The organism is Mesorhizobium sp. P2_F5 (assembly GCF_056403715.1).
Genome location: NZ_JBFUEY010000008.1, coordinates 157,431 through 172,403, shown reverse-complemented (window position 1 = coordinate 172,403; position 14,973 = coordinate 157,431). Strand labels below are relative to the sequence as shown.

The window sequence follows — 14,973 nt, the reverse complement described above, 5'->3', positions numbered from 1 at the left end:
GGGATCAAGCCCGCGAGCGCAATCCGGACGAAGAGTTCAACCCGTGGCGCGGCGAGGTCCGAGCCGCGCAGGTCAAGGTTTGCGAGATGGCAACCGGGCCAAGGCACATGAGAGAGGGTTTCATCATGCTGATCTCCCAGATTCTCGACGACGCCGAGACGATCCGCGTCGTCGCCCGCAATGGCGGCGGCAAGACCAGGGTCATCAACGGCGCCCGCAGCGTCTATTCGCTGGCCATGGAAGCCGCGCGCACCGGCACTGGGCTCGCCGCGCTGATCGAGCGCAAGGGATACGGTGAAGCCGTCGACCTCGACGCCGTCTACAAGAAAGGCCGGCTGGTGTCCCCGATCAACCATCCCGATCCGGCGCATCTGCACCTGACCGGCACCGGGCTGACCCATCTCGGATCGGCGGCAACGCGCGATTCCATGCACAAGAAGCTCAGCGACGGCGGCGAGGAGCAGCTCACCGATTCCATGAAGATGTTCCGTATGGGGCTCGAGGGCGGCAAGCCGGCCAAGGGCCAGACCGGCGTGCAGCCGGAATGGTTCTACAAGGGCAATGGCACCATGGCGGTGGCGCCAGGCGCGGCGCTGATGTCGCCGGCCTTTGCGCAGGACGCCGGCGAGGAGCCGGAGATCGCCGGCATCTATGTCATCGGCGACGACGGCGCGCCGTTCCGGGTCGGCTTTACGCTGTCGAACGAGTTTTCCGACCACGTCACCGAGCGGGTGAACTATCTGTTCCTGGCGCACTCCAAGCTGCGCAACGCCTCGTTCGGACCGGAGATCCTGATCGGCGACCTGCCGGCCGACATCAGGGGCTCATCACGAATCTATCGCGACAGCAATCTGCTTTGGGAAAAGCCGTTCCTGTCGGGCGAAGCGAATATGTCGCACACCATCGCCAATCTCGAGCACCACCATTTCAAATACTCGGCCTTCCGCCAGCCGGGCGACGTGCATGTGCACATGTTCGGCACGGCGACGCTGTCGTTTGCCGATGGGATCAGGACGCAGGCCGGCGATGTCTTCGAGATCGAAGCTGGAGATTTTGGATTGCCGCTGCGCAACCCGCTGGAGATCGAGCAGCCGGTGAAGGTGGCGGTGAAGGCGCTGTGAGAGCATGATCTCCCCCCTTGAGGGGGAGATGTCGCCGAAGGCGACAGAGGGGGTCGTTGCGCGCGGAGCGCCGACGTCTTCCGCGGCACCAGATGGCGCTGACGTTCGACGCGCAGCGACCCCCTCTGGCCTGCCGGCCATCTCCCCCTCAAGGGGGGAGATTGGCAGCTTCAACCTCAATAAATATCAAAATCGAAATACTTCGCCTGGATCTTCTTGTAGGTGCCGTCGGCGACGATGGCGTCGATCGCCGCGTTGAGCTTGTCGCGCAGGGCGGTGTCTTCCAGGCGCACGGCAATGCCGGCTTGCGTCTCGGTGCCCTTGACGTCGCCGACGAGCTTGCAGCAGCCTTCGCTCGCCTTCTTCAGCCAGTCCATCAGCACGAACTTGTCCGAGATCACCGCGTCAAGACGACCGTTCTGCAGGTCGGTGATCGCCTCTTCCTGGGTTGGGTAGAGTTTGGCTTCCGCGCCGGCCTTGCCATAGGCGTTCTGCGCGTAGTCGGCCTGGGTGGTCGAGGCCTGCGCGCCGACCGTCTTGCCGGCAAGGGCGGCCGGTTCGGTGGAGGTGAGATCGCTGTCCTTCGGCGCCACCAGCGCCAGCGGCGTGGTGTAGTATTTGTTGGTGAAGGCGACCTGCTTCTTGCGCTCCTCGGTGATGCTCATCGAGGCGATGATGGCGTCGAACTTTTTCGCCTGCAGCGCCGGAATGATGCCGTCCCAATCCTGGGTGACGATCTCGCACTCGACCTTCATCTGCGCGCACAGAGCATTGGCGATGTCGATGTCGAAGCCTTCGACCTTGCCGTCCGCTGTGATGGTGTTGAAGGGCGGATAGGCGCCCTCGGTGCCGATCTTCAATTTCTCCTGCGCTTGCGCCAGCGAGCCAGCCGCAATCACCAGCATGGCAGCGCCTGCTGCCGATATGATCCATTTCGAAATTTGCATTTTTGTTCCCCTAGGCCGTTGTTTTCCGGCAGCAGGGACAGCCAAGCATGGCGAGCCGGCACAGGCAAGTATTTTGCCCGACGGTGATTGAGGGTTCAGCCGGCGGTGCGGAAATGCTTGGAAAGCTTCAGGCCCTGAGCCTGGTAATTCGAGCCGAGATCGGTGCCGTAGAGCGCCTGCGGCCGTTTCAGCATGTGCTCGTAGACCAGCCGGCCGACGATCTGGCCATGGTCTAGGATGAACGGGACTTCGTGGCTGCGCACTTCGAGCACCGCCCGGCTGCCGGTGCCGCCGGACGCCGAATGGCCAAAGCCCGGATCGAAGAAGCCGGCATAGTGGACGCGAAATTCGCCTACGAGCGGATCGAAGGGCGTCATCTCGGCGGCGTAGAGCGGCGGCACGTGCACGGCCTCACGCGAGACCAGAATGTAGAATTCGTCGGGATCGAGCACCAGTTCACCGGCGCCGCTCTTGTAGAGCGGTTCCCAGAAGTCGACGGCATCCTGGGCGGCGCGCTTGTCGACATCGACCAGGCCGGTGTGATGCTTGCCGCGGTAGCCGACCAGCCCATTGTGATCGCCGTCCAGATCGATCGACAGCGCGATGCCGCCGCCGGAAATGTTGGGCGGCTCGGTCGCCACCAGCATTTCGGAGCGATGCAATTCGCTCAGCTCCGCCTCCGACAGCAAAGCATTGCCGGTGCGGAACCTGATCTGCGACAGCCGCGAGCCGGCGCGCACGACGATCGGGAAGGTGCGCGGGCTGACTTCGAGATAGAGCGGACCGTGATAGCCGGCGGCGATCTTGTCGAACTCATGGCCGCGATCGGTCATCACCCGGGTGAAGATGTCGAGCCGTCCGGTCGAGCTCTTGGGATTGGCCGAAGCCGAAATGTTGTCCGGCAGAGCGAGGCTTTCGAGCAGCGGCACGATGTAGACGCAGCCGGTTTCCAGTACGGCGCCTTCGGTCAGGCTGATCTCGTGCAACTTCAGCCGCTCGAGCTTCTCCGACACCTTGTGGTTGGGGCCTGGCAGGAAGGAGGCGCGGACGCGAAAAGCCTTGTCGCCGAGCCTGAGATCGAGGCTCGCCGGCTGCACCTGATCGGAATCGAGTGCGCGCGGCGACTTCAACGCGCCGGACTGAAACAGCGCGGAAATATCCTGATCGGGAAGAATGCCTGTCTGCCGCAATGGCTGGCTCCGTTCCAAGGCCGGTCTCTTTGTGGCAGGTTCTTGCCGCAAAACCGCTGGACACTTTTGCGGAACCTGCCTGGTACAAACCTCTTAATGAAGCCGGCAATTGACGCAAGCATGGCTGAGGTCTAAAGGGTCGTTATCCCGTGGTGATTTGGCCGGTCGGCTTGCAGCCACGTTAAACAAGTCGCTAAAGGACCGTCGGGCCGCAAGGCCGTATGGACCGGTTGCGACTTTCGCGGCCGGTTTTTTTGTGTCTGGAACAAAAGCGATGAGCACCAAGAAGCGTAACTGGAAGCCTCAAACCGCCCTCGTGCACGGGGGAACCCTGCGTTCGCAATTCGGCGAGACGTCCGAAGCGATGTACCTGACCCAGGGCTATGTCTACGAGACGGCGCAGGCCGCCGAAGCCCGTTTCAAGGGCGAAGAGCCTGGTTTCATCTATTCGCGCTACGCCAACCCGACCGTCGATATGTTCGAAAAGCGCATGTGCGCGCTGGAAGGCGCCGAAGATGCCCGCGCTACGGCATCGGGCATGGCGGCGGTGACGGCAGCCCTTCTGTGCAGCGCCAAGGCCGGCGACCACATCGTGGCGGCACGCGCGCTGTTCGGCTCCTGCCGCTGGGTGGTCGAGACGCTGGCGCCGAAATATGGCATCGAGGCGACGCTGGTCGACGGCACTGACATCGCCAACTGGGAAAAGGCGGTCAAGCCCAACACCAAACTGTTCTTCCTGGAAAGCCCGACCAACCCGACGCTGGAAGTGGTCGACATTGCCGCTGTCGCATCGCTCGCGACCTCGATCGGCGCCAGGCTGATCGTCGACAACGTCTTTGCCACGCCCTTGCAGCAGAAGCCCTTGCTACTCGGCGCCCACATCGTCGTCTACTCCGCGACCAAGCATATTGACGGCCAAGGGCGCTGTCTTGGCGGCATCATCCTGTCGGACAAGAAGTGGATCGACGAGAATCTGCACGACTATTTCCGCCATACCGGTCCGAGCCTGTCGCCGTTCAACGCCTGGACGCTGCTGAAGGGGCTGGAGACGCTGCCGGTGCGTGTGCGCCAGCAGACGGAAAGTGCCGGCAAGATCGCCGACTTCCTGGCGGAACGGCCGGAGATCGTGCGCGTCATCTATCCCGGCCGCGCCGACCATCCGCAGGCCGACATCGTCAAAAAGCAGATGACGGGCGGCTCGACGCTGATCTGCCTCGACGTCAAGGGCGGCAAGCAGGCAGCCTTCGCCTTGCAGAACGCGCTCGACATCGTGCTGATCTCCAACAATCTCGGCGACGCCAAGAGCCTGATCACCCATCCGGCGACGACGACGCACAAGAACCTCAGCGATGAGGCGCGCGCCGAGCTCGGCATCGGGCCGGGAACGCTGAGGCTGTCGGTTGGTCTTGAGGATACGGACGATCTGCTTGAGGATATCGAGCAGGCGCTGAAGGCGGCCAAATAGCGGAAAGAGGCAGACCGGGGATTACAGACCCACGGCCTTGCGCAGCGCTTCGTTCATCCGCGTCTGCCAACCGTCACCGTCGGCCCTGAAGCGGTCGAGAACATCGGCGTCGAGGCGCAATTGTACGGCACGTTTGGGTCGCGCGAGCGGCGGCCGGCCGGCCTTGCGGCGAGAAACCGTATCTGTCGGCAACGCATCAGGATCGGCTTCAGCGGCAGCCGTGATCGCAGCATCTTCTTTGTCGGTCATCGCGGCCAGCGCCTTGCTGGCAAGCGCCAAGGCATCAGCACGTGACTGCTTTGGCGGAGTAGCCTCGCGGTGCACGATGGTCTTAGAGGTTTTCGACATAGTCCTTAATTTCCTGCCTTGTGGCCTTGCGTAGTGAAATAACGCGGATGGCGTGGCGTCGTTCGACATAAACCATCACATAGACGCCAGCCGCGATCAGACCGATCGCAACGAGACGATCCTCGCCAAAGTCCTCACTGTCATCGAGCCTGATAAGAGCATTGGCGAAATCGAAGGACGGAGCGATCGCAAAGTCCACGCCATGCTTGGCCCTGTTTGTCTTTGCCTTGTTTTCATCCCACTCGAACAGCATCGCCAACGGCGCATTCCATAAATTATGTGTACACAAAAATAGAGGGAAATTCAATAATTTTGTATATACGATAATTGAATCGCGAAATCAAGCTGAGCTGCCGGAATCACGCCCCTGACGAGGCCTCTTCCAGTTCCGTCATCGCCTTGGTGCGGATGGTCATGGCGTTGCCGCGCCATTCGACCGCGCCGCCGAGCCAGCCGCGCGTCCAGATGGCCGGAAGCATCACATCGCGCACGATCATGGCAGTGACGATGCGCGGTGACAAATACCAGCCCTTGGCCCAAGCGAGCAGGCATTCCGGCGCATAGGCGAAGGCCAGGACGCACAAAGCCGTGGTGGGCAGGCCGACGCCGGCGCTTGCCGCCGCGACCAGCGCGAGCAGCAGCGGCACCGCCACACCGGTCAGGATTTCGGGCGTGTAGAACAGCGGGAAGGTGACGCGGCGCAGCCGCGCCCAGCGCGTCTGTCGCGACCAGATCTCGGCAAAGGTGCGCTGGCCGAGCGGCTGCTCGAACGGCGAGGCGACGAGATTGACGCGCAGGCCGAGCCCGTTGACCAGCTTGGTCGCGGCAGCATCTTCGGCGATCTCGGCGGCAAGCGCCTCGATGCCGCCATTGGCGTCGAGCATCGGCTTGTTCCACAGCATGCTCTTGCCCTGGGCAAAGCCGAGGCCCAGCGCCTCGCCGGTATATTGCCAGCGCGCTTGCAGCGTGTTGAGGAAGGCGCATTCGACCTCGGCCCAAAAACCATCCGGCCGCGAGCCGATCGGGGTCGAGCAGACAAGCCCGGTGTCCGGCCGCCAGGCCGCCATTAGATGCTGGACATAGTCGACAGGCATCAGCACGTTGGAATCGGCCAGGATGACCCAATTGTGCTGCGCCGCTTGCCAGCCCTTCACACAGTTATTGAGCTTCGGGTTGGCGCTAACCCGGTCATCGCCGATCAGCAGTTGTGCCGGAATCTCGGGATGGCCGGCGATTGCGGCGTTGATGAGCTTGACCACAGGGTCTTCGGCATGGGCGACGCAGAAGATCAGCTCGTAGCGCGGCCAGTCGAGCGAAAAGGCGCGCTGAAGCGTCTCCTGCGTGAACGGCTCCACGCCGCGCGACGGCACGACGATCGAGACCGGCGGCTGGTTGCCGGATGGCGGAGGGATGAGGCACCGCGCTTTCAGTTTCGACGATGCAAGCAGGATGCTGGCGAGATCGGAAAGAAGCAAAGCGGAGGAAGCGAAGGCGGCTATGAGAGCTAGTTCCATCGAGATCTGGTCACTCCGGAAAGGCCGCTCGCGGCCGCTTCGTCAGTCGACAGATGGGGCCTTGAGTCGCCCGGCAAAGTTTGTGCACACCAACATTGTCATGTGTCACTTAAATGACATTGTTTGTCGGCACCTGCGCTTTGAGGCTGGCAGGACATGCCGCTCTGCGCGTATCAACCGCGCAACGCGACAAATATTCCTGCCGCGCAACTGGAGCAGCCCATGTACCGCGCCGTCACGCGCAACATCGAAGTGCAGGTCAGACCGTTCTACCTGGAGGATCGCTCCGATCCCCAGGAGAACCGTTATGTCTGGGGCTACCAGGTGACGATCGACAACCAGTCGGACGAGTTCGTGCAGCTGATGTCGCGCTACTGGCACATCACCGACGGCAGCGGCCGGGTCGAGGAGGTGCGCGGCGCCGGCGTGGTCGGCGACCAGCCGGAGCTCAATCCCGGCGACAGCTATCAATATACTTCAGGCTGCCCACTCTCGACACCGTCCGGCTTCATGGTCGGGCACTACACCATGCGCAACAAAAGGGGCGAGACGTTCGACATCGCTATTCCGGCGTTTTCGCTGGATTTGCCGGGGACGAGGCGGACGGTGAATTAGCGTCTTTCTCCCCGTTCTACGGGGAGTTGAGGAATGGTCCGCGAAGCGGACGAAAAGCCAATTGCTTGGCTTTTCGAGTGACGAACGCACGGCAGGGCAACGAGGGGCGGCGCCGGACTGGTGAGACTATCTTCCGCCCACAACGGCGCCTGAGTGAGATACGCGGCGGCTATTCGCCCACGTCGCGCTGCCCCTCATCCGCCTGCCGGCACCTTCTCCCCGTGAAACGGGGAGAAGGAAGCGTTTCACTGAGCCGCGAATTCGGCCGGGTCGAAGTCGTACTGTGTCGAGCAGAACTCGCAGGCGACGTGGATGCCGCCATCCTGAGTGCTCTCCTTGATCTCTTCGGCGGAGAAGCCTTCGAGGATGCCGCGGATCTTGTCGCGCGAGCAGGAGCACTGGTCGGCGACCGGCACGCCGCCGAAGACGCGCACGCCATGTTCGTGGAACAGCCGGTAGAGCAGCCGCTCGGCGCCGATGGTCGGGTCGATCAGTTCGGTCGGCTCGATGGTGCCGAGCAGCGCCACCAACTCACGCCATGAATTGTCGGCCGGTTCATGCGTCACGTCGCGCGGATCGCCGTCGCCGCCCGAAATGTCGGGCACGCGCATGCGCTCGGGCGACTGCGGCAGGAACTGCGCCAGTATGCCGCCGGCGCGCCACTGTTCGCGCGCACCGCCGGGGCCTGGCGTCAGAAGCTTGGCCACCGAAAGCCTGAGATCGGTCGGGATCTGCTCCGACTGGCGGAAATAGGTGCGCGCGGCGTCTTCCAGCGTCTCGCCGTCAAGCTGGACGATGCCCTGATAGCGCTGAGTGTGCGCGCCCTGGTCGATGGTCAGCGCCAGCACGCCGCTGCCCAGCAGCGTCTGCTGCGAGGTCTCGCCGGCGGCCACCAAAGCTTCCAGCCGGTCGGCATCGAAGCGCGCATAGGCGCGCAATGCCGAGGGCGTGGAAAAATCCGCGACCAGCATGTCGACCGGCCCGTCGGTGCGGGTCTGGAGGATGAACTTGCCCTCGAACTTCAGCGAAGTACCAAGCAGAACCGTCAGCACACAGGCTTCGGCCAGCAGGCGGGCAACCGGCTCGGGATAGTCGTGGCGGCTGAGAATGGCGTCGAGCATCGGCCCGAGCTGCACGGTGCGGCCGCGCACGTCGAGCGGGCCGACCTCGAAGGGCACGACGTGATCGTCGCCGGCATAGCCGAACTCGCCGAGTTTGGGGTGATGTTCAGTCACTTGATACGTTTCCAACATGACAAAGCTCCAGGGCGCGGCCATGCGGCCCGGAGGGGCACATGCGTCCAAACGCGCTTGATTTGCGTGATGCGGCGCAAATAGGCATCGCGCCCCCGCAGATCAAGCGCCCAGACACTTCACGCGCCCAAGCACCAGGCCAAAACCGCCTTCTGGGCGTGGAGCCGGTTCTCGGCTTCGTCGAAGACCACCGAATGCGGGCCGTCGATGACCTCGTCGGTGACTTCCTCACCGCGATGCGCCGGCAGGCAGTGCATGAACAGAGCGTCGGGCTTGGCCCTTGCCATCAGCGCCGCATTGACCTGATAGGGCGAGAAGACATTGTGGCCGCGGGCGCGGTGTTCCTGACCCATCGACACCCAGCAGTCGGTGACGATGCAATCGACCTGATCGACGGCTTCCTCGGGCGAGCGGGTGAAATGCAGCTTGCCGCCATTGGTCTTCGACCAGTCGATGTGCTTCTGCGCCGGCTCGCTGCCTTCCGGCACGGCGACATTGAGGTTGAAGCGGAAGCGCGCCGAGGCTTCGAGCAGCGAATGCAGCACATTGTTGCCGTCGCCGGTCCAGGCGATGGTCTTGCCGGCAACCGGACCACGATGTTCCTCGAAGGTCATGATGTCGGCCATCAGCTGGCAGGGGTGGGTATCGTCGGTCAGCCCGTTGATGACCGGAATGGTGGCGTTCTCGGTCAGCTCGAGCAGCCGCTCATGCGACGTGGTGCGGATCATGATGGCGTCGACATAACGCGACAGCACCTTGGCGGTGTCGGCGATGGTCTCGGAGCGGCCGAGCTGCATTTCGGTGCCGGTCAGCATGATGGTCTCGCCGCCGAGCTGGCGCATGCCGACGTCGAAGGAGACGCGCGTGCGCGTCGACGGCTTATCGAAGATCATGGCCAGCACCTTGCCTTCGAGCGGTTTGGTGCGCTCGCCGGCCTTGAGGCGCGCCTTGCGCACCACCGCGTCGTCCAGCATGAACCGCAGATCGCCTTCGGAAACGGCGGAAAGATCGGTGAAATGGCGAAGTGACATCAGGAATGGTTCCGGGGTTACTTCGCGGCGGCCGCGGTGATGGCGTCGGCCAGGCCCTTGGCGCCAGCGCGGATGCGGTCGAGCGCCTCGCTGATTTCGGCGTCGGTGACGGTGAGCGGCGGCAGCAGCCGAATGACGTTGTCGCCGGCCGGCACCGCCAGCAGATGCTGGTCGCGCAGCGCCATGTTGACCTTGGTGTTGGGCATGGCGCATTTAAGGCCAAGCATCAGGCCTACGCCCCTGATGCCTTCGATGACATCGGGAAATTCGTCGGCGACACTTGCCAGGCCTTGCTTCATCAGCAATGCCTTGCGCTGGACGTCTTCGAGGAAGCCGTCTTCGAGCACCACGTCGAGCACGGCATTGCCGACCGCCATCGCCAGCGGATTGCCGCCGAAGGTGGTGCCGTGCACGCCTGCCGTCATGCCGACGACGGCATCGTCGGTGGCGAGGCACGCGCCCATCGGGAAGCCGCCACCAATGCCCTTGGCGATCGCCATGATGTCGGGCGTCACGCCCGTCCATTCATGCGCGAACAGCCTGCCGGTGCGGCCGATGCCGCACTGGACCTCGTCGAAGATCAACAACAGGCCGTGCTGGTCGCAGAGCTGCCGCAGCCGCTTCAGAGATTGCGTCGGCACCGGGCGGATGCCGCCCTCACCCTGCACCGGTTCGATCAGGATCGCCGCGGTCTCGGGTGTAATGGCCTTCTCGGCGGCATCGATGTCGTCGAAGCCAACCTGGTCGAAACCCTCGACCTTGGGGCCGAAGCCTTCGAGATATTTGTACTGGCCACCGGCGGCGATGGTCGCCAGCGTACGGCCATGGAAGGCGCCTTCAAAGGTGATGACGCGGAAGCGCTCGGGATGGCCCTTGACGAACTGGTAGCGCCGCGCCGTCTTGATCGCGCATTCCAGCGCCTCGGCGCCGGAATTGGTGAAGAACACCTTGTCGGCGAAGGTGGCCTCGGCCAGCCGCTCGCCCAGCCGGGTCTGCCCCGGAATCTCGTAGAGATTGGAGACGTGCCAGAGCTTGGCCGCCTGCTCGGTCAGCGCCGAGACCAGATGCGGATGGCTGTGGCCCAACGAATTGACCGCGATGCCGCCAGCGAAATCGAGATATCGCTCGCCCTTGTCGGTAACCAGCCAGGTGCCTTCACCATGGTCGAAGGCCAGGGGTGCGCGAGCAAAGGTCTCGTAAAGCGCCGAACCGCTCATTATATGCGTCTCCGGTACCGGAAAATCAAAAAAGCCGCCAAAGCGGCGGCCTTTGCGGCTTATCGTGTTTTTCGGCCATGAAGTCAACGAAAACGTCGTGCAAAGGCGCGCGGCAAGCTCCCGACGAGACGCCGGCTCATAAGCGACCGGGCAAGTTGGGGAAAACCGAAAAAACCGATTCGTGTTGCACCTGGGACTCTTGTCACCGAGTCAACACATGAGGTAATTGTAGTCGGGAAATAACTAGATTTCGTGCGGCGGACCTAATCACCTAATATATGTGGTGTCTGCCCCGGCAAAGGTTGCCGGGTCGGGAATGGATTCCGGCTGCCGCACGCTTAGCAGGAGCGCGGTCTCATGAACTGGACTGACGAGCGGGTCGAACTTCTCAGAAAACTGTGGTCGGAGGGCTTGAGCGCAAGCCAGATCGCCGCCCAACTTGGCGGGGTCAGCCGCAACGCCGTCATCGGCAAGGTGCATCGGCTGAAGCTGTCGGGCCGCGGACGCTCTACCGCAACGCCGGCGCGCCAGAAGAAGACGGCGCAGGGATCTTCGATCCAGAAGTCTGTGTCGCGCGCCGCAACCACGCAGCGCCACGTCACCACGTCGATCGGGGCCACCGCGCTGCAGACACAGTTCGACGCCGAGCCGGTGGCGCGCCACTACATCCGCCCGGTCGAAAACGTTGTCGTCCCGATCTCCAGGCATCTGCAGCTCACCGAGCTCACCGAGCGCACCTGCAAATGGCCGAATGGCGATCCGCTGTCGGAAGACTTCAACTTCTGCGGCAACGAGGCCGCCGAAACTGGACCTTACTGCAAGTACCACGCAAGGGTTGCGTTCCAGCCGGCTTCGGAGCGGCGGCGGAGTAGGTGAGCGAATAGCGAATAGCGAATAGCGAATAGCGAATAGCGAATAGCGAATAGCGAATAGCGAATAGCGAATAGCGAATAGCGAATAGAAACGGTTTGGCTTCTGTGACAGGGAGCAAGCCGTTTTTGCTATTCGCTACTCCCTGTTCGCTACTCGCTCTCTTTCAAAGCCATCCGTTCTTGCGAAACCGCCAGTACAGGAACGAGCAGATCAAGGCGATCGCGGTCAGAACCACCGGGTAGCCATATTCCATCTTCAGTTCCGGCATGTCATCGAAATTCATGCCGTAAATGCCGGCGAGCGCCGTCGGCACCGCCAGTATGGCGGCCCATGACGCCAGCTTCTTGGTATTCGCCGTTTCCTGGCTCTGGCCAACCAGCAGACTGGCCTCGAAGGCGAAGGCCAGAACCTCGCGCAGGCTGTCGATCTTTTCCTGCACGGTACGGATATGGTCGGTGACATCGCGAAACAACGGATGCATGGCGCTATGGATCTGCGGCAGGTCGGCGCTGGTCAGCCGGCGGCAGACCTCGACCAGCGGCAGTGCCGCATTGCGCAGACGCAACAGATCGCGGCGCAGCATGTAGAGCCGCTCGATGTCCGGACCGGTCATCGGCTTCAGCAGGACCCTGTCCTCGATCGCCTCGACCTCGTCCTCGATCTGCTCGAGCACCGGCATGTAATTGTCGACGATGAAGTCGAGAATGGCGTAGAGGACGAAGTCCTCGCCCTTGGCCAGCGAATGCGGGCAGCTCTCCCAGTGCTGACGGACGGCGGCATAGGAGGTCGAGGGACCATGCCTGACGCTGACGATATAGCCTGAGCCGACGAACAGGTGGGTTTCGCCGAAGGTAACGCGGCCGTCGATCAGCTGGGCGGTGCGGGCGACGATGAACAGGGCATCGCCATATTGCTCGATCTTGGGCCGCTGGTGCGGATGCTCGGCATCTTCGATCGCCAGTTCGTGCAGATGGAACTGCGCCTTGACGCGCAGCAACAGCTCGCGGTCGGGTTCGAGCAGGCCGATCCAGACGACATGGCCCGATTTCTTCGCCCATTCGCCGGCCTCTTCGATCGGGATGTCGGCTATGCGCTTGCCGGCGGTGTAGACGCTCGACGCGATGATGCCGGACGATGCCGGCGCCGGCTTGAACTCTCGGACATATTCCATCGCAGCCTCCGAACGCAGAACCTTCAATAGGCCTGAGAAGCTTAACGCTACGATAGTTTAGCGCAATATGATTAAGCGTTCGAGAGGGGCGCGATCACTTCACCGGCAGCGCCGCCGGAAGCGCCACCTTGTCGGTCTTGTCGCCTTTGGGACGCTCGGCCGGCATCTGGTCGCCGGTGACGATGTAATAGATGGTCTCGGCGATGTTGGTGGCGTGGTCGCCGATGCGCTCGATGTTCTTGGCGCAGAACAGGAGATGCGTGCAAGGCGTGATGTTGCGCGGATCTTCCATCATATAGGTCAGGAGCTCGCGAAACAGCGATGTATACATGGCGTCGATCTGGTCGTCGCGGTCGCGCACGAAGCCTATCCTGTCGACCGAACGCGATGCGTAGACGTCGAGCACTTCCTTCAGTTGGGTCAGCGCCAGATCGGCCAGCGCCTCGAGGCCGCGAAACAGGCTGGTCGGCTGGCGGCCGTCGATTACGCTCACCACTCGCTTGGCGACATTCTTGCCGAGGTCACCGACTCGTTCGAGGTCGGCGGAAATACGGATCGCGCCGACAATCTCGCGCAGATCCGTCGCCATCGGCTGGCGCTTGGCGATGATCACAATGGCCTTGTCGTCGATTTCGCGCTGGCCCTCGTCGAGGACAATGTCATCGCGGATGACCTTCTGGGCGAGGCCCGGGTCGGCATTGACCAGTGCCTGGATCGCCTGCTCGACCATACGCTCGGCGTGCCCGCCCATCGCAGCGATGCGCTTCGACAGGTATTTCAGCTCTTCGTCATAGGCGCTGACAATGTGTACGGACTGCATGGACGAAATGCCTTCCTGGAATCCTTGGCCTGGAATCTTTGGCCTTTTGAGTCGTTTCCTCGAATCCTGTGCTGATACGCTAGCCGGATGACAGAAAGAAGAAACAGGCAGTTAGCAAATAGTACTGCTTCAGCGCGCCGGCAAATGGACCGTGAACGCCGCGCCCTTGCCAACTTCCGACTTGATCGAAAGTCTGGCGTTGTGACGCGTCAGTATGTGCTTGACGATGGACAGGCCAAGGCCGGTGCCTTTCTGGGTGCGGCTGCTCTCGACATCGACGCGGTAGAAGCGCTCGGTGATGCGCGGAATGTGCTCTTCGGGAATGCCGGGGCCATAGTCCCTGATGGTGACGTCGATGCCCGGTTCGGGACCGGCCTCGCCCCCGGCGATCGACACCGTGACGCGCCCACCCGGCTGGCCGTATTTGCAGGCGTTTTCCAACAGGTTCTCGAACACCTGGAAGAGCTCGTCACGGTCTCCGGGCACGTCGAGTGGCCCTTCGGCATAGTCGCGCTCGATGACTACGCCGTTCTCCCTGGCGAGCGGGCCGAGCGAGTCGATGACGCTGTCGATGGTCTGGCGCAGATCGACCTCGGTTCCCGGTCTCAGATAGGGCTTCATTTCCAGCCGCGACAGCGAAAGGAGATCGTCGATCAGGCGCGCCATGCGGCCGGTCTGGTTCTGCATGATCTGCAGGAACTGTTCGCGCGCCGCCGGATCATTGCGGGCCGGGCCGCGCAACGTCTCGATGAAGCCGGAAATCGAGGCTAGCGGCGTGCGCAGCTCATGGCTGGCATTGGCGATGAAGTCGGCGCGCATGCGGTCGATGCGGCGCGTCTCGCTCTGGTCCTTGAACACCAGCACAAAGAGATCGGTGGCGTGTCCGACCGAGGACGCACTGACCCGGTAGGCGCGTTCGACCGGCAGTTTCTCGGTGTAGTCGACGGCATCCGAGGCGACGCTTCCCGACAGCACGCCGTCCAGCAAGGCCTGCATTTCGGGAGCGCGGAATTTCAGCGACAGCGACAGGCCGGGCGCGATCCCGCCAAAGGCGGCAAAGGCGGCGGCGTTGGCGTGGACGATGGTGGCGGTGCGGTCGAAGATGATCAGCGGATCGGCAACGGCAGCCGCGAGATATTCGCCGGAAAGCCGCTGCAGCCCACTGGCCTCGATCGCGTCAATGCTCTCGGGGGACCGGCCGGCGCCGCCGGTCGGCAGCATCGCGGCAGCAAGCAGCACCGCACAGGCGAGCAGAACGACATAGACGGACATGCCGGCATAGCCATAAACGGCCGCGACCGCGACGATGCCGGCGGCGAGCAGCCAACGGCCGTTCCACAGCCGGGCGGCTACGGCTTGCACTGTCGTTTTCCGCTCTGTGCCAACGTCGGCCATTCGCGCGTCCCGA

Annotated in this window: 15 protein-coding genes and 1 riboswitch; of the genes, 4 read left to right on the top strand and 11 right to left on the bottom strand. The window is 62.9% G+C overall.

All coding sequences use genetic code 11. The features are described 5' to 3' along the window. The first annotated feature begins 125 nt into the window (after nucleotides 1-125). Nucleotides 126-1,121, top strand: a complete 996-nt coding sequence (gene araD1, locus AC1DYO_RS14190; RefSeq protein ID WP_477264130.1) for an AraD1 family protein — start codon at nucleotides 126-128, stop codon at nucleotides 1,119-1,121. A 176-nt stretch (nucleotides 1,122-1,297) separates the two neighbouring features. Here araD1 and AC1DYO_RS14185 read toward each other — a convergent pair whose 3' ends face one another. Together AC1DYO_RS14185 and AC1DYO_RS14180 are read right to left on the bottom strand one after the other, a co-directional pair. Beyond that, a complete protein-coding gene (locus AC1DYO_RS14185; RefSeq protein WP_477264128.1) occupies nucleotides 1,298-2,068 on the bottom strand; it encodes an ABC transporter substrate-binding protein in 771 nt (256 codons plus the stop codon). Between the two features lie 95 nt (nucleotides 2,069-2,163). Then, a complete protein-coding gene (locus AC1DYO_RS14180) occupies nucleotides 2,164-3,258 on the bottom strand; it encodes a 2'-deoxycytidine 5'-triphosphate deaminase (RefSeq protein ID WP_477264126.1) in 1,095 nt (364 codons plus the stop codon). Nucleotides 3,259-3,397: 139 nt separating this feature from the next. After that, nucleotides 3,398-3,475: riboswitch (SAM riboswitch) on the top strand. Between the two features lie 57 nt (nucleotides 3,476-3,532). Between AC1DYO_RS14180 and AC1DYO_RS14175 the strand changes: the two genes are divergently transcribed. After that, a complete protein-coding gene (locus AC1DYO_RS14175; protein WP_477264124.1) occupies nucleotides 3,533-4,723 on the top strand; it encodes an O-succinylhomoserine sulfhydrylase in 1,191 nt (396 codons plus the stop codon). A 21-nt stretch (nucleotides 4,724-4,744) separates the two neighbouring features. Here the strand turns inward: AC1DYO_RS14175 and AC1DYO_RS14170 are convergent, their stop codons facing one another. From AC1DYO_RS14170 to AC1DYO_RS14160, 3 genes are all read right to left on the bottom strand, one after another. Further along, nucleotides 4,745-5,071: a BrnA antitoxin family protein gene (locus AC1DYO_RS14170; RefSeq protein ID WP_477264122.1), complete on the bottom strand. Its 327-nt coding sequence runs from the start codon at nucleotides 5,069-5,071 to the stop codon at nucleotides 4,745-4,747. Further along, entirely contained in the window at nucleotides 5,055-5,324 is a 270-nt protein-coding gene (locus tag AC1DYO_RS14165) for a BrnT family toxin (RefSeq protein WP_477264180.1), read from the bottom strand. The genes AC1DYO_RS14170 and AC1DYO_RS14165 overlap by 17 nt, the downstream gene beginning before the upstream one ends. Nucleotides 5,325-5,430: 106 nt before the next feature. Then, nucleotides 5,431-6,585 carry a ceramide glucosyltransferase gene (locus tag AC1DYO_RS14160; RefSeq protein WP_477264120.1) on the bottom strand — a complete coding sequence of 385 codons (1,155 nt, stop codon included), beginning with the start codon at nucleotides 6,583-6,585 and terminating at the stop codon, nucleotides 5,431-5,433. 222 nt (nucleotides 6,586-6,807) lie between these two features. On the opposite strand from AC1DYO_RS14160, the gene apaG reads away from it, so the two are divergent. Next, the gene (gene apaG / locus AC1DYO_RS14155; protein ID WP_142868334.1) at nucleotides 6,808-7,200 is read left to right on the top strand and encodes a Co2+/Mg2+ efflux protein ApaG; all 393 of its coding nucleotides are present in this window, start codon (nucleotides 6,808-6,810) and stop codon (nucleotides 7,198-7,200) included. A 245-nt stretch (nucleotides 7,201-7,445) separates the two neighbouring features. Here apaG and AC1DYO_RS14150 read toward each other — a convergent pair whose 3' ends face one another. The 3 genes from AC1DYO_RS14150 to AC1DYO_RS14140 form a co-directional block, all read right to left on the bottom strand. Next, complete coding sequence (locus AC1DYO_RS14150; RefSeq protein WP_477264117.1) at nucleotides 7,446-8,477, bottom strand: Hsp33 family molecular chaperone; 1,032 nt, start codon at nucleotides 8,475-8,477, stop codon at nucleotides 7,446-7,448. Between the two features lie 95 nt (nucleotides 8,478-8,572). Then, nucleotides 8,573-9,484, bottom strand: a complete 912-nt coding sequence (argF, locus tag AC1DYO_RS14145; RefSeq protein ID WP_477264115.1) for an ornithine carbamoyltransferase — start codon at nucleotides 9,482-9,484, stop codon at nucleotides 8,573-8,575. A gap of 17 nt (nucleotides 9,485-9,501) precedes the next feature. Then, nucleotides 9,502-10,701, bottom strand: a complete 1,200-nt coding sequence (locus AC1DYO_RS14140) for an acetylornithine transaminase (protein WP_477264113.1) — start codon at nucleotides 10,699-10,701, stop codon at nucleotides 9,502-9,504. 357 nt (nucleotides 10,702-11,058) lie between these two features. On the opposite strand from AC1DYO_RS14140, the gene AC1DYO_RS14135 reads away from it, so the two are divergent. Then, nucleotides 11,059-11,577 (top strand): GcrA family cell cycle regulator, encoded by a 519-nt coding sequence (locus AC1DYO_RS14135; protein ID WP_477264111.1) that lies wholly within the window; start codon nucleotides 11,059-11,061, stop codon nucleotides 11,575-11,577. Nucleotides 11,578-11,737: 160 nt separating this feature from the next. Here AC1DYO_RS14135 and AC1DYO_RS14130 read toward each other — a convergent pair whose 3' ends face one another. The 3 genes from AC1DYO_RS14130 to AC1DYO_RS14120 all read right to left on the bottom strand — a co-directional run bounded on the left by AC1DYO_RS14130 (nucleotide 11,738) and on the right by AC1DYO_RS14120 (nucleotide 14,960). Beyond that, a complete protein-coding gene (locus tag AC1DYO_RS14130) occupies nucleotides 11,738-12,745 on the bottom strand; it encodes a magnesium and cobalt transport protein CorA (protein WP_181056252.1) in 1,008 nt (335 codons plus the stop codon). 94 nt (nucleotides 12,746-12,839) lie between these two features. Continuing rightward, the gene (phoU, locus tag AC1DYO_RS14125) at nucleotides 12,840-13,565 is read right to left on the bottom strand and encodes a phosphate signaling complex protein PhoU (protein WP_477264109.1); all 726 of its coding nucleotides are present in this window, start codon (nucleotides 13,563-13,565) and stop codon (nucleotides 12,840-12,842) included. A gap of 129 nt (nucleotides 13,566-13,694) precedes the next feature. Beyond that, nucleotides 13,695-14,960, bottom strand: a complete 1,266-nt coding sequence (locus AC1DYO_RS14120; RefSeq protein ID WP_477264107.1) for an ATP-binding protein — start codon at nucleotides 14,958-14,960, stop codon at nucleotides 13,695-13,697. Nucleotides 14,961-14,973 lie beyond the last annotated feature (13 nt).

What these genes read in the sequence shown, in the direction of transcription:
- AC1DYO_RS14135 (WP_477264111.1), top strand. Translation starts at nt 11,059, where the DNA reads ATGAACTGGACTGACGAGCGGGTCGAACTTCTCAGAAAACTGTGGTCG.
- araD1 (WP_477264130.1), top strand. Translation starts at nt 126, where the DNA reads ATGCTGATCTCCCAGATTCTCGACGACGCCGAGACGATCCGCGTCGTC.
- phoU (WP_477264109.1), bottom strand. Translation starts at nt 13,565, where the DNA reads ATGCAGTCCGTACACATTGTCAGCGCCTATGACGAAGAGCTGAAATAC.
- AC1DYO_RS14165 (WP_477264180.1), bottom strand. Translation starts at nt 5,324, where the DNA reads ATGCTGTTCGAGTGGGATGAAAACAAGGCAAAGACAAACAGGGCCAAG.
- AC1DYO_RS14175 (WP_477264124.1), top strand. Translation starts at nt 3,533, where the DNA reads ATGAGCACCAAGAAGCGTAACTGGAAGCCTCAAACCGCCCTCGTGCAC.
- AC1DYO_RS14150 (WP_477264117.1), bottom strand. Translation starts at nt 8,477, where the DNA reads ATGGCCGCGCCCTGGAGCTTTGTCATGTTGGAAACGTATCAAGTGACT.
- AC1DYO_RS14120 (WP_477264107.1), bottom strand. Translation starts at nt 14,960, where the DNA reads ATGGCCGACGTTGGCACAGAGCGGAAAACGACAGTGCAAGCCGTAGCC.
- AC1DYO_RS14140 (WP_477264113.1), bottom strand. Translation starts at nt 10,701, where the DNA reads ATGAGCGGTTCGGCGCTTTACGAGACCTTTGCTCGCGCACCCCTGGCC.
- AC1DYO_RS14170 (WP_477264122.1), bottom strand. Translation starts at nt 5,071, where the DNA reads ATGTCGAAAACCTCTAAGACCATCGTGCACCGCGAGGCTACTCCGCCA.
- AC1DYO_RS14160 (WP_477264120.1), bottom strand. Translation starts at nt 6,585, where the DNA reads ATGGAACTAGCTCTCATAGCCGCCTTCGCTTCCTCCGCTTTGCTTCTT.
- AC1DYO_RS14130 (WP_181056252.1), bottom strand. Translation starts at nt 12,745, where the DNA reads ATGGAATATGTCCGAGAGTTCAAGCCGGCGCCGGCATCGTCCGGCATC.
- AC1DYO_RS14185 (WP_477264128.1), bottom strand. Translation starts at nt 2,068, where the DNA reads ATGCAAATTTCGAAATGGATCATATCGGCAGCAGGCGCTGCCATGCTG.
- argF (WP_477264115.1), bottom strand. Translation starts at nt 9,484, where the DNA reads ATGTCACTTCGCCATTTCACCGATCTTTCCGCCGTTTCCGAAGGCGAT.
- apaG (WP_142868334.1), top strand. Translation starts at nt 6,808, where the DNA reads ATGTACCGCGCCGTCACGCGCAACATCGAAGTGCAGGTCAGACCGTTC.